The sequence below is a fragment of the Sphingomonas sp. UBA978 genome (assembly GCF_002292295.1).
Classification (GTDB): domain Bacteria; phylum Pseudomonadota; class Alphaproteobacteria; order Sphingomonadales; family Sphingomonadaceae; genus Sphingomonas.
In genome coordinates this window covers 33,825-45,163 of sequence record NZ_DBBS01000012.1, presented here as the reverse complement: position 1 = coordinate 45,163, position 11,339 = coordinate 33,825, and the positions used below count along the sequence as shown (strand labels likewise).

14 protein-coding genes are annotated in these 11,339 nt (G+C 68.0%); 6 read left to right on the top strand and 8 right to left on the bottom strand.

Annotated elements, in window-relative coordinates; translation table 11 throughout:
• Positions 1 to 811 (bottom strand): radical SAM family heme chaperone HemW (hemW, locus tag B2515_RS05830; protein ID WP_293874743.1); only part of this gene is annotated, 811 nt, incomplete at its 3' end.
• 24 nt (positions 812 to 835) lie between these two features.
• On the opposite strand from hemW, the gene B2515_RS05825 reads away from it, so the two are divergent.
• Complete coding sequence (locus tag B2515_RS05825) at positions 836 to 1,399, top strand: CAP domain-containing protein (protein ID WP_293874741.1); 564 nt, start codon at positions 836 to 838, stop codon at positions 1,397 to 1,399.
• A 3-nt stretch (positions 1,400 to 1,402) separates the two neighbouring features.
• Here B2515_RS05825 and B2515_RS05820 read toward each other — a convergent pair whose 3' ends face one another.
• The 3 genes from B2515_RS05820 to rph are packed head-to-tail and all read right to left on the bottom strand — an operon-like array spanning position 1,403 to position 3,373.
• Positions 1,403 to 2,035: a GNAT family N-acetyltransferase gene (locus tag B2515_RS05820; protein WP_293874739.1), complete on the bottom strand. Its 633-nt coding sequence runs from the start codon at positions 2,033 to 2,035 to the stop codon at positions 1,403 to 1,405.
• A 1-nt stretch (position 2,036) separates the two neighbouring features.
• Positions 2,037 to 2,663 carry an RdgB/HAM1 family non-canonical purine NTP pyrophosphatase gene (rdgB, locus tag B2515_RS05815; RefSeq protein ID WP_293874737.1) on the bottom strand — a complete coding sequence of 209 codons (627 nt, stop codon included), beginning with the start codon at positions 2,661 to 2,663 and terminating at the stop codon, positions 2,037 to 2,039.
• Positions 2,660 to 3,373 carry a ribonuclease PH gene (gene rph, locus B2515_RS05810; protein WP_293874735.1) on the bottom strand — a complete coding sequence of 238 codons (714 nt, stop codon included), beginning with the start codon at positions 3,371 to 3,373 and terminating at the stop codon, positions 2,660 to 2,662. Before rph ends, rdgB begins: the two co-directional genes overlap by 4 nt.
• Positions 3,374 to 3,454: 81 nt before the next feature.
• Between rph and B2515_RS05805 the strand changes: the two genes are divergently transcribed.
• From B2515_RS05805 to grpE, 3 genes are read left to right on the top strand one after another with little or no spacing between them, the layout of a single operon-like run.
• The gene (locus tag B2515_RS05805) at positions 3,455 to 3,982 is read left to right on the top strand and encodes a DUF6438 domain-containing protein (protein ID WP_293874734.1); all 528 of its coding nucleotides are present in this window, start codon (positions 3,455 to 3,457) and stop codon (positions 3,980 to 3,982) included.
• Between the two features lie 6 nt (positions 3,983 to 3,988).
• Complete coding sequence (gene hrcA, locus B2515_RS05800) at positions 3,989 to 5,029, top strand: heat-inducible transcriptional repressor HrcA (protein ID WP_293874702.1); 1,041 nt, start codon at positions 3,989 to 3,991, stop codon at positions 5,027 to 5,029.
• Between the two features lie 15 nt (positions 5,030 to 5,044).
• Positions 5,045 to 5,587: a nucleotide exchange factor GrpE gene (grpE, locus tag B2515_RS05795; protein ID WP_293874700.1), complete on the top strand. Its 543-nt coding sequence runs from the start codon at positions 5,045 to 5,047 to the stop codon at positions 5,585 to 5,587.
• A gap of 132 nt (positions 5,588 to 5,719) precedes the next feature.
• Here the strand turns inward: grpE and B2515_RS05790 are convergent, their stop codons facing one another.
• Positions 5,720 to 5,974 (bottom strand): BrnA antitoxin family protein, encoded by a 255-nt coding sequence (locus B2515_RS05790; RefSeq protein ID WP_293874698.1) that lies wholly within the window; start codon positions 5,972 to 5,974, stop codon positions 5,720 to 5,722.
• A gap of 228 nt (positions 5,975 to 6,202) precedes the next feature.
• On the opposite strand from B2515_RS05790, the gene B2515_RS05785 reads away from it, so the two are divergent.
• Complete coding sequence (locus B2515_RS05785) at positions 6,203 to 7,429, top strand: threonine synthase (protein WP_293874696.1); 1,227 nt, start codon at positions 6,203 to 6,205, stop codon at positions 7,427 to 7,429.
• A 7-nt stretch (positions 7,430 to 7,436) separates the two neighbouring features.
• Here B2515_RS05785 and B2515_RS05780 read toward each other — a convergent pair whose 3' ends face one another.
• The 3 genes from B2515_RS05780 to B2515_RS05770 all read right to left on the bottom strand — a co-directional run bounded on the left by B2515_RS05780 (position 7,437) and on the right by B2515_RS05770 (position 9,220).
• Positions 7,437 to 8,141: a methyl-accepting chemotaxis protein gene (locus B2515_RS05780; RefSeq protein WP_293874694.1), complete on the bottom strand. Its 705-nt coding sequence runs from the start codon at positions 8,139 to 8,141 to the stop codon at positions 7,437 to 7,439.
• Between the two features lie 148 nt (positions 8,142 to 8,289).
• Positions 8,290 to 8,748, bottom strand: a complete 459-nt coding sequence (locus tag B2515_RS05775) for a vgr related protein (protein ID WP_293874693.1) — start codon at positions 8,746 to 8,748, stop codon at positions 8,290 to 8,292.
• A 19-nt stretch (positions 8,749 to 8,767) separates the two neighbouring features.
• Entirely contained in the window at positions 8,768 to 9,220 is a 453-nt protein-coding gene (locus B2515_RS05770; protein WP_349676232.1) for a copper chaperone PCu(A)C, read from the bottom strand.
• A gap of 188 nt (positions 9,221 to 9,408) precedes the next feature.
• Here B2515_RS05770 and dnaK point away from each other — a divergent pair, with 188 nt between their 5' ends.
• Complete coding sequence (gene dnaK, locus B2515_RS05765) at positions 9,409 to 11,313, top strand: molecular chaperone DnaK (RefSeq protein ID WP_293874691.1); 1,905 nt, start codon at positions 9,409 to 9,411, stop codon at positions 11,311 to 11,313.
• The last annotated feature ends 26 nt before the right edge of the window (positions 11,314 to 11,339 follow it).

Genomic DNA, 11,339 nt, shown 5'->3' with positions numbered 1-11,339 from the left:
GCGCGCCGGGGCCGACGCCGGCATAATCGCCGTAGCGCCAATAGGTCAGGTTGTGGCGGCTCTCCGCACCCGGCCGCGCATGGTTCGAGGTTTCGTAGGCGGGCAGGCCGGCGGCGGCGGTCATCGCCCGCGTCGCCTCGAACAGGTCGGCGGCGCTGTCGCCGTCGGGGATGGTCAGGCGCCCCCGGGCGGCTTCGGTGGCGAAGCGGGTGCCGGGCTCGATCGTCAATTGATAGAGCGAGAGATGCTCGGTGCCGAACGCCAGCGCGCGGGCGAGCTCCGCCTGCCAGGCGGCGAGGCTCTGGTCGGGCAGCGCATAGATCAGGTCGAAGCTGACGCGGCCGAAGTGGCGCTGCGCGGTGTCGAGCGCGCCGAGCCCTTCGGTGACGTCGTGCGCGCGATCGAGAAACTTGAGCGCCATATTGTCGAGCGATTGCAGCCCGAGCGAGACGCGGTTGACGCCGGCGGCGGCGAGGTCGGCGAAGCGCGCCGCCTCGACCGAGGAGGGGTTCGCCTCCAGCGTGATCTCGATATCGGGCGCCGGGGTCCAGATCGTCTGCGCCGCCGCGATGATCGCCGCGACGGTGGCGGGCGGCATCAGCGACGGCGTACCACCGCCGAAGAAGATCGATCCCAGCGTGCGGTCGGGCAGCGCCTCTGCCTCGTAGGCGAGGTCGGCGAGCAGCGAATCGCGCCACGCCTGCTGGTCGACGACGTCGCGGACATGGCTGTTGAAGTCGCAATAGGGGCATTTGGAGACGCAGAACGGCCAGTGGACGTAAAGCGCGAGCGGCGTCTTGTCGGGGGTCATGGTGGCGCCGATATGGCGGCGATAATGTTGAAACGCCACTCGTGGATCGCCGCCCTCCTCTTCCTCGCCGGCTGCGCGCAGGCGCCCGAACGTCCCGATCGCGTCGTCGAGCCGCGTCCCGCCGGGCCGAATGCGCCGCGGGGATCGGTGCTGCTGCAACGGGTGATGCTGGAACGGCACAATCGCGCGCGCGGCGACGTCGGCGTGGCGCCGCTGACGTGGAGCGAACCGCTGGCGGCGTCGGCGCGCGCCTATGCCGACACGCTGGCGCGGACCGGGCGGTTCGAACATGCGCCGCAGTCGATGGGTATGGATCGCCAGGGCGAGAATCTGTGGACCGGCACGCGCGGCGCCTATCGGTTCGACGAGATGATCGGCCATTGGGTCGCGGAACGGCGCGATTTCGTCAACGTGGCGGTGCCGCAGTCGAGCCGCACCGGGCGCTGGCAGGACGTCGGCCATTATACGCAGATCGTCTGGCGCGGCACGACGCAGGTCGGCTGTGCAATCGCGGGCAATGCGACGGATGACTATCTGGTGTGCCGCTACAGCCCGCCGGGCAATGTGTTCGGGCAGGTCGCCTATTGAGGTTCAGGATCGTCCAGCGGTGGTATAGGCGCAATAGCGGCGCCAGCCGAGCGCGGTGTAGAGCGCGGCTCCCATGTCGGTGGCGGTGAGGACCTGTTGCGATGAGGGTTCGCGGCGGGCGGCGCCGAGCGCAGCCATCAGCGCGCGGCCGAGGCCGCGGCGGCGGTGTGCCTCATGGGTGACGATCCGGTCGTAGACGAAGGCGCCGCCGTGCTCGGCGGCATGGCCGGACGCGGCCTCTTCCCCGTCCGGCGTGACGATCGTGGCATGGGTCACGCCGTCATCGGTCGCGCTGCGCAGCGCGTAGCCGGGCGGCACCGGGCAGGGGGCGGGCGTCGTGTCCGTCACCATCATGCGATTGGCGTCGGTGATCGACCAGCCCGGCGGCAGCAGCGCGCGGAGCGTGTCGGCGTCGGCGCAGAGCTTCACGAAGATGCGCGGCTGCGCGATCGTATCGAGCAGGGCGATCAGGCCGGGACCGACCGCGGGAAAGACGTAGCGGCGCCATTCCGCTTCGCCGCCGGTGTCGACGCGCCAGCCGCCGCTGTCGGCGACCGGCGCGGGCAGGCCGCGGGCCAGCGAGCGGCCGGCGAGCCAGGCGTGGACGAGGCGCGGGTCGATACCACCCGCCGCCATGTCAGAGGACCGCTGCCACCAGCTGCCGGAAGGCATCCGCGCGATGGCTGACCGCGTGCTTCGCCGCCGGGTCCATCTCGCCGAAGGTTTCGGTCGCATCGACGGGCAGGAACATCGCGTCATAGCCGAACCCGGCCTTGCCGCGTGGCGGCCAGACGAGGGTGCCGTCGACGCGGCCCTCGAACCATTCGACGTGGCCGTCCGGCCAGGCGAGCGCCAGCGCGCAGACGAAATGCGCGTCGCGGGGCAGGTCGGGTTCCTCGTTCAGCCGATCCTCGACGAGGCGCATGGCGTGGCCGAAGTCCTTCGATTCACCCGCCCAGCGCGCCGAGAAGATGCCGGGATCGCCACCCAGCGCATCGACGCACAGGCCGCTGTCGTCGGCGAGTGCGGGCAGGCCGGAGAGGTCGGCCGCCTGCAACGCCTTCAGTTCGGCATTGGCAACGAAGGTGGTGCCGGTTTCTTCCGGCTCGGGCAGGTCGAGTTCGCCCGCCGACACCGGCTCGATTCCATAGGGACCGAGCAGCTCGGCGATCTCGCGCACCTTGCCGGGATTGTGGCTGGCGATGACGAGCCGGCCCGGGGCGAGCTTGCGGATCGCCTGCGGGGTGTTGCCCTCGCCGCTCATCGGACCGCGCGCTCCTGTGCCGCGAAGATGTCGGCGCAGCCGATCCGCGCGAGGCGGAGCAGGCGGAGCAGCGCCTCTTCGTCATAGGTGGCGTGCTCGGCGGTCGCCTGCGCCTCGGCGATGTTGCCGTTCTCGAGCAGGACGAAATTGCCGTCGGCATCCGCACCCGAATCCTCGATATAGTCGAGGTCGAGCACCGGCGTGCCCTGATAGATGCCGCAGCTGACCGCGGCGACCTTCTGCTGGATCGGATCGACCGCCAGCTTGCCGTCCGCCATCAATTTGTTGACCGCGAGGCGCAGCGCGACCCAGGCGCCGGAGATCGAGGCGGTGCGGGTGCCGCCGTCGGCCTGGATGACGTCGCAGTCGAGGACGATCTGGCGCTCGCCGAGCAGCTTCATGTCCACCACCGACCGCAGCGAACGGCCGATCAGGCGCTGGATTTCCTGCGTGCGGCCCGATTGTTTGCCCTTGGCCGCCTCGCGGTTGCCGCGCGTGTGGGTGGCGCGGGGCAGCATGCCATATTCCGCCGTCACCCAGCCTTCGCCCTTGCCACGCAGGAACGGCGGCACGCGCTCTTCGATGCTGGCGGTGACGAGCACCTTGGTGTCGCCGAAGCCGACCAGCACCGATCCCTCGGCGTGGCGGGTGAAGTTCGGCTCGATCGCGATGGCACGCATCTGATCGGGGGCGCGGCCGCTGGGGCGCATTCAACTCTCCTCAAGGTCCAATCGCGCAACGCCCTAGACGGCGTCGGATGGCTGCGCCAGTGGTGAGCAAAGGGGAGTGCTATGCGCAAGGGTGTGATCGCGGGACTGGGTGTCGTTCTGGCAGGGGCCGCCGTGTCGGGGTGCGTGGTGGTGGATGCGTCCAATGCCGGCAATAACGGCCGGCCGGTCGCACTCGAAAGCGAGACGATCCGCTACGAGACCGCGCCCTGTTTCGGCACCTGCCCGGTCTATGCGGTGACGATCGCGCCGAATGGCAAGGGAACGTTCGAGGGCAAGCGCTTCACCGCGGTAACGGGGATCAAGCCGTTTCAGGCGACGCCCGCGGCCTATCACAGCTTCGCCGCGAAGCTGGCACCGTACCGCCCGAGCCAGCCCGAAGCGCTGCTGCAGCCTGGCCAGCCCGGATGCGAGAATGCGCCGACCGACATGCCGAGCGTCGACATCGTCTGGAGCGAGGCGAGCGGCAGCCGCCAGCATCTGAACGTCTATTACGGCTGCGGATCGCAGGAGATGCGCGCCGGCCTCCGCTCCGCGCCCGAGGCGCTACCGATCGCGGCCTTTATCGGCGATCCGCGGCGCCCTAGGTAGGCGCGCATGGGACCGCCCGTCACCGAATTGAGCGACCGGGCGCGGGATATCTTCCGCGCGGTGGTGGACGGCTATGTCGCGACGGGCGTGCCGGTGGGGTCGAAGACGATCGCGGTCGCGTCGGGGCTGAACCTGTCGCCGGCGTCGATCCGCGGCGTCATGCAGGAGCTGGAGGAGCTGGGGCTGCTCGCCAGCCCGCATACCAGCGCGGGCCGTATCCCCACCGAACGCGGCCTGCGACTGTTCGTCGACGGGATGATGCAGGCGCTCGAACCGTCGGCGGAGGAGCGTGCGGCGATCGAATCGCGCGTCGGCTATCACGGCCCGGTCGAGGAGGCGCTGGCGGCGACCACTGCCGCGCTGTCTGGCCTGTCCGCCTGCGCGGGGCTGGTGATGGTGCCCAAGCGCGAGCTGGCGTTGCGCTCGATCGGCTTCGTCGGGCTGTCGGCGACGCAGGCGATGGCGGTGCTGGTCAGCGAGGACGGCAGCGTCGAGAATCGCGTGATCCAGCTGCCGGCGGGCATGACGCCCTCGGCGCTGGTCGAGGCGGGCAATTACATGACCGCGACGCTCGGCGGGCTGACGCTCGCCGAGGCGCGGGCGCGGATCGAGCGGCAATTGGTCGAGGAACGCGCGGAGCTGGACGTCGCGGCGCGGACCTTGGTCGAGCGGGGTCTCGCGGTGTGGAGCGAGGACGGCGCACGGCGTCCGGTGTTCATCGTCCGCGGGCAGAGCCGGCTGATCGACGCGGCGGCGGCCGCCGACCTCGACCGGGTTCGCGACCTGCTCGACGACCTCGAGGGCAAGCAGGAAATCGCCAACCTGCTCGACAGTGCGAGCGCCGGCGACGCGACCCGCATCTTCATTGGAGCAGAAAACAAATTGTTCGCCTTGTCAGGCTCTTCCGTCATCGCGCGGCCGTTTCGCGGGGCCGGCGGACGGGTGGTCGGGGTGGTGGGGGTGATCGGCCCAACGCGGTTGAACTATGCCCGCGTCGTGCCCATGGTGGATTTCACGGCGGCAACGCTCGCCCGTTTGATGGGCTGAACTACAGGGAATCGAATGACCGAAGAGACGAAATTGGACGCGGAGGCGCTGCGTCAGGAGACCGCCGAGGCCGCTCCCGAAGTCGCGGAGCACGACCGGATCGCGGCGCTGGAGGACCAACTGGCCGATGCGAAGCAGCAGACCCTGTATGCGCAGGCCGAAATCCAGAACGTCCGTCGTCGCGCCGAAAAGGAAGTGGCGGATGCGCGCGCCTATGCGACGACGTCCTTCGCGCGCGACATCCTGTCGGTGGCGGACAATCTGTCGCGCGGCCTGTCGGCGATCCCCGCCGACCTGCGCGCCGACGAGCGATTGAAGGGCCTGGTCACGGGGCTGGAGGCGACGGGCCGCGAGCTGGACAGCGTGTTCGCGCGCAACGGTATCACCAAGGTCGAGGCGATGGGCGCGACGCTCGATCCCAACAAGCATCAGGCGATGATGGAAGTGCCGAGCGACGCTGAGCCCGGTACGATCGTGCAGGAGATGCAGGCGGGCTATATGATTAAGGACCGGCTGCTTCGGCCGGCACTGGTCGGCGTGGCCCGCAAGCCGGACTGACCGGCAGAAGGGGAGCCCGCCGGCTCCCCTTTTTCGTAAGGCGCGTGGTCGAACCATGGGTCGATCGACATCAAGATGACGACGTGGCGAAACCCCCGTTTGCAGGCCGTCAGCGGTGCATGTCGACCGGCCCTAGACCTTGGCCGCTTTCAGCGCGTCGTTGATCCGCGCCTGCCAGCCCCGGCCCGTTGCGCGGAATTTGTCGATCACCTCGGGGTCGAGGCGTAGCGTCACCTGTTTCTTGGTCGGCGCGCGCTGGACACCGCGCAGGCGTTCGCGGCGTTGTGTACGTGCGGGTTCCAATGCCCCGACCGTGACGTCGCGATCGTCGGGATCGTTCGGATCGGCCTTGATTTCTATCATGGATCCGTTGCTCACCGGCGTCACTCCTTTCCACTGACATGAAACGCACCGTCGAATCGACTTTGCGCGAGGATCGCTGTCCACGATCGTCCGCCGGTGTGCCGATGGCCGTTAACCGGGCCTCTTCGTCTTCGGGGCGGCCAGGAGGCGTTGCCCGAAAGCCTGCGATACGCCGTCCATGGCTGATTGTAGCTACGATCTGCCATGATAGCGAGTGGACGCCATGTGGCTGAAAACGCTAGAGGTGGCGGCATGAACCGCAATCTTACCATCGATCGCCCGACCTTCGTCACGCACCTGGAGTGTTCGCTGACCGGCGAGCGTTACGAGGCGGACCGGCTGCACGGCCTGTCGCGCGCGGGGCGGCCGTTGCTGGTGCGCTACGATCTCGAGGCGGTGAAGGCGGCGCTATCGCGCGATACGCTCGGTGCGCGCGAAACGGACATGTGGCGGTGGCGTGAACTGCTGCCGGTGCGGCGGACCGGCAATATCGTCAGCCTCGGCGAGATCGAGACGCCGCTGATCCCGATCCCCCGGGCCGCGGGCAGCCCCAACGTGCTGGTCAAGGACGAGGGGCGGTTGCCGACCGGCAGCTTCAAGGCGCGCGGCCTCGTCATGGCGGTGGCGATGGCGAAGGAACTGGGGGTCACCCGGATCGCGATGCCGACCAACGGCAATGCCGGTGCGGCGCTCGCCGCCTATGCGACGCGGGTGGGAATCGAGACGATCGTCTTCTGCCCGGAGGATACGCCCGAGGTGAACGTCCGCGAGATCGCGATGCAGGGCGCGCGGGTGTGGCGGGTCAACGGCCTGATCGACGATTGCGGCGCGATCGTCGGCAAGGGCGCGGCGGAGGGGCGCTGGTTCGATTTCTCGACGCTCAAGGAGCCGTACCGGATCGAGGGCAAGAAGACGATGGGGCTGGAACTGGCCGCGCAGTTCGGCTGGGAATTGCCCGACGCGATCTTTTATCCGACCGGCGGCGGTACCGGGCTGATCGGCATGTGGAAGGCGTTCGACGAACTGGAGGCGCTCGGCTGGATCGGCGCGAAACGGCCGCGGATGTATGCGGTGCAAGCGTCCGGCTGCGCGCCGATCGTGCGCGCGTTCGAGGAGGGCGTCGAACATGCCGAGCGCTGGGAGGATGCGCATACCGTCGCCGCGGGCATCCGCGTGCCGCGGGCGGTGGGCGATTTCCTGATCCTGCGCGCGGTGCGGGCGAGCGGCGGCAAGGCGCTGGGCGTCGGCGATCCTGCGATCCTGCAGGCGGTGGATGACGCCGCGCGCAAGGACGGGCTGTTGCTGTGTCCGGAGGGCGGCGCGACGCTCGCCGCCTATCGCGAGGCGGTGAGGACGGGCGAGGTCGACGAGGACGAGCGCGTCGTGCTGTTCAATTGCGCCACGGGGCTGAAGTACCCGATGCCGGCCGCCCCCCGGACGCTCGACCGGCACGCACCCATCGATTTCGAACTGCTCTGACCCGGCGTCAGGCGGCGGCGAGCAATGCGGCGGCCTGTTCGGTCGCGGCGCGGGTCGCCTGGGCGAGGCGTTTGACCTCCTGCGCGACAACGGCGAAGCCGCGTCCGTGTTCGTTCGCGCGCGCCGCCTCGATCGTGGCGTTGAGGGCGACGAGGTTGGTCTGACTGCTGATCGCGTTGATCGAGGCGACGATCCGCGTCACCTCGCTCATCGCATCGGCGAGGCTCTGGCGCACCTGCGCTTCGCGCGCCTGGCGATGCACGGCGGCGCCGGTGGCGAAGGCGCGGATGTCGACCGCCGCAAGGCGGTAGAGCGCGTTGGTCAGTGCCGCATAGCGTGCCGGATCGGTCGTTAAAGCGTTGCGTAACAATGTGTTACGGTGGTGATAGTTTTCGGTGAGGCCGTTGAGATAGTCTTCTTCGTTGCCGGTGTTGGCGACGAAGCGCGTGCCGCGGCCGACCATCTGCGCGTCGAGCGTGGAATCGAACGGTCCGAGGAACTTGCGTCGGGTGTAATCGAGTTCGTGGGCGACGACCTCGGCCGCGGTCAGGCCGGTGCCGGCGTAGAGCATCCGCGCCAGCGGATGGCAGCAGAAGGTGCGCACGTCGGCGACGATGACCGGCTCCAGCAGCGACCAGATATCGCGGAGTGCGGCGACGAGGTCGGTATCGTCCAGCAAATGGGCCAGGCGGACGGGAGAATCATGGTACATCGGTGACCCTGGTCGAGAGGAGATGATGTCTCCCTAGGCCGGAAACCGTTAATAGGACCGAAACGTAACTGTTCCGTCGGTTAAACCATTCCGGCGGCGTTTCCGTAACGTCAGCCGCGCCAGACGGGCAGGAATGACGCGGTCATGGTTAATCGAACGGCAGGAGCCCGGCATATTGCGCGAGCGGCGGCGCGCCCGGGATGCGGGCGCCGTGGCGCAGCAGGAAGGCGTGGCGGACGATCTCGCCCTGCTGTTCGATACCGTAGCGATGGAGCGGCTGGCCCGGCTTCAGCGCATAATCGTAGCGGCACCAGGGATGGCGGGCGAGCGGCAGGAAGATGCCGCGCTGATGCTGCCAGATATGCACCATCTCGTGGATGAAGAGGCCCTGGTCGGTGAGCGCGGCGGCGGCGAAATCGTCGCGCCATGCCGTCCCTTTCGGGTGGAAATGGATGCAGCCGCGCGGTGCCATGACCGTGTCGCGCGGCTGGAAGAACGCCCATTTGCTCCGCGACAGCCGGACCGCGTCGTAATCGATCGCGTCGTGGAACATCGAGGCGGCGAGCGCACGTTCGCCGTCGGTCAGGGGGCGGGCGTGCCGGGGCATGGTCGTCAGGCCGCCACGCTCAGAAATCCGGCGCCGGGTCCGCGGCGCCGACCGCCATCGCCGGCGCGTAGATGCGGGCACCGTTGGCGAAGTTGAGCGTCAGATTGTAGATGCGGCCGGCCTTCGCCTTCGGATTGATGTCGAACAGCATGACGTGGCGGCCGCCGGGGGCGAAGGCGGTGTCGGTCTTCGCCGGCACCGCGACGCTGGCGAGCGGCTTCATGCCCGTCATGCCGCCGGCGCCGGTCATGCTTTCATGTATCTCGGCGCGGATCGCGATATCGGCGCTGACGTTGATGAGCGTCGCGTTCGACGGGCCGCCTTCGAGCGTGAAATAGGCGGCGCCAGGGCGGCCGGGGACCGCGGGCAGCCGGATCCAGGCGTCGTCCACCGCGACCCGCTCGGGGCCGCTACAGGCCGCCAGTCCCATCGGCAGCGCCGCCGCCGTCATCCGCACCCACCAGCGCATCATGCATCGCCCTTCCCGAACCGGGTCATTTTGAGTCATGCCACTATGGCGCGCACCGTCTTGCGGCAAGCGGAACCCCACCTATATCGCGGCCATACACCGGAGCCTTCGTTGCCGTAACGGGGCAAAGGTTCCGTGGGTTTCGGCGGTTTCGCCATTGATTTCGTATGTGAGGGGCTAAGCAAGCACACATGGCTAAAGTTATCGGTATCGACCTCGGCACCACCAACAGCTGCGTTGCTGTGATGGAGGGCGGCAAGCCCAAGGTTATCGAGAATGCGGAAGGCGCGCGCACCACGCCGTCGATCGTCGCCTTCGCCAAGGACGGCGAGCGACTGGTCGGCCAGCCGGCGAAGCGCCAGGCGGTGACCAACGGCGACAACACCATCTTCGCGGTGAAGCGCCTGATCGGCCGTCGGTTCGACGATCCGATCACCAAGAAGGACACCGAGCTGGTCCCGTACAAGATCGCGCGCGGCGCGAACGGCGATGCCTGGGTGTCGGCAGGCGGCAAGGACTATTCGCCGTCGCAGATCAGCGCCTTCACGCTGCAGAAGATGAAGGAAACCGCCGAATCGTACCTCGGCGAGACAGTGACGCAGGCGGTCATCACCGTGCCGGCGTACTTCAACGACGCACAGCGTCAGGCGACCAAGGACGCCGGCCAGATCGCCGGCCTGGAAGTGCTGCGCATCATCAACGAGCCGACCGCGGCTGCTCTTGCCTATGGCCTCGAAAAGCAGGACGGCAAGACGATCGCGGTCTATGACCTTGGCGGCGGCACGTTCGACGTCTCGATCCTCGAGATCGGCGACGGCGTGTTCGAGGTGAAGGCGACCAACGGCGACACCTTCCTGGGCGGTGAGGATTTCGACAACAAGCTGGTCGAATATCTCGCCGAGGGCTTCAAGAAGGACGAGGGCATCGACCTCGCCAAGGACAAGCTGGCGCTGCAGCGTCTGAAGGAAGCCGCCGAGAAGGCGAAGATCGAGCTGTCGTCGGCGGCATCGACCGAGGTCAACCTGCCGTTCATCACGGCCGACCAGAACGGTCCGAAGCACCTCGTCAAGACGATCACCCGTACCGATCTGGAAAAGCTTGTCGACGACCTCATCAAGCGCACGATCGAGCCGATGAAGAAGGCGCTGGCCGATGCCGGCGTCAAGACCGAAGAGATCAGCGAAGTCGTGCTGGTCGGCGGCATGACCCGCATGCCCAAGGTGCGCGAGGCGGTGAAGGCGTTCTTCGGCAAGGAGCCGCACACCGGCGTCAACCCGGACGAGGTCGTCGCGATGGGCGCCGCGATCCAGGCGGGCGTGCTGCAAGGCGACGTCAAGGACGTGCTGCTGCTCGACGTGACGCCGCTGAGCCTCGGCATCGAGACGCTGGGTGGCGTGTTCACCCGGATGATCGACCGCAACACGACGATCCCGACCAAGAAGTCGCAGACCTATTCGACCGCGGACGACAACCAGGGCGCGGTGACGATCCGCGTGTTCCAGGGCGAGCGCGAGATGGCGGCGGACAACAAGATGCTCGGCCAGTTCGATCTGGTTGGCATCCCGCCGGCGCCGCGCGGCGTGCCGCAGATCGAGGTCACGTTCGACATCGACGCCAACGGCATCGTCAACGTGTCGGCCAAGGACAAGGGCACCGGCAAGGAGCAGCAGATCCGCATCCAGGCATCGGGTGGCCTGTCGGACAACGACATCGAGCAGATGGTACGCGACGCGGAGAAGTTCGCCGAGGACGACAAGAAGCGTCGTGCCGGCGCCGAGGCGAAGAACAACGCCGAATCGCTGATCCACACCACCGAGCGCCAACTGGCGGACAATGGCGACAAGGTCGACGAATCGCTGAAGGGCGAGATCCAGTCGGCGATCGACGCGGCGAAGGCGGCGGTCGAGACCGGTGATGCCGACCAGATGACCGAGAAGTCGCAGGCGCTCGCGCAGGTGGCAATGAAGCTCGGCCAGGCGATCTACGAGAAGCAGGCGCAGTCCGAGGCGTCGCCGTCGGGCGATGCCGGTGGCGAAGCGCCCAAGGACGACGTGGTCGACGCCGAATTCTCGGAAGTCGACGACCACAAGGCGTAAATGACGTCCCTCCCTCTCCCCGCCGG

Excerpts from the sequence above, each read along its gene's own strand:
- B2515_RS05825 (WP_293874741.1), top strand. The coding sequence starts at position 836 with ATGTTGAAACGCCACTCGTGGATCGCCGCCCTCCTCTTCCTCGCCGGC.
- B2515_RS05820 (WP_293874739.1), bottom strand. The coding sequence starts at position 2,035 with ATGGCGGCGGGTGGTATCGACCCGCGCCTCGTCCACGCCTGGCTCGCC.
- rdgB (WP_293874737.1), bottom strand. The coding sequence starts at position 2,663 with ATGAGCGGCGAGGGCAACACCCCGCAGGCGATCCGCAAGCTCGCCCCG.
- rph (WP_293874735.1), bottom strand. The coding sequence starts at position 3,373 with ATGCGCCCCAGCGGCCGCGCCCCCGATCAGATGCGTGCCATCGCGATC.
- B2515_RS05805 (WP_293874734.1), top strand. The coding sequence starts at position 3,455 with ATGCGCAAGGGTGTGATCGCGGGACTGGGTGTCGTTCTGGCAGGGGCC.
- hrcA (WP_293874702.1), top strand. The coding sequence starts at position 3,989 with ATGGGACCGCCCGTCACCGAATTGAGCGACCGGGCGCGGGATATCTTC.
- grpE (WP_293874700.1), top strand. The coding sequence starts at position 5,045 with ATGACCGAAGAGACGAAATTGGACGCGGAGGCGCTGCGTCAGGAGACC.
- B2515_RS05785 (WP_293874696.1), top strand. The coding sequence starts at position 6,203 with ATGAACCGCAATCTTACCATCGATCGCCCGACCTTCGTCACGCACCTG.
- B2515_RS05780 (WP_293874694.1), bottom strand. The coding sequence starts at position 8,141 with ATGTACCATGATTCTCCCGTCCGCCTGGCCCATTTGCTGGACGATACC.
- B2515_RS05775 (WP_293874693.1), bottom strand. The coding sequence starts at position 8,748 with ATGCCCCGGCACGCCCGCCCCCTGACCGACGGCGAACGTGCGCTCGCC.
- B2515_RS05770 (WP_349676232.1), bottom strand. The coding sequence starts at position 9,220 with ATGATGCGCTGGTGGGTGCGGATGACGGCGGCGGCGCTGCCGATGGGA.
- dnaK (WP_293874691.1), top strand. The coding sequence starts at position 9,409 with ATGGCTAAAGTTATCGGTATCGACCTCGGCACCACCAACAGCTGCGTT.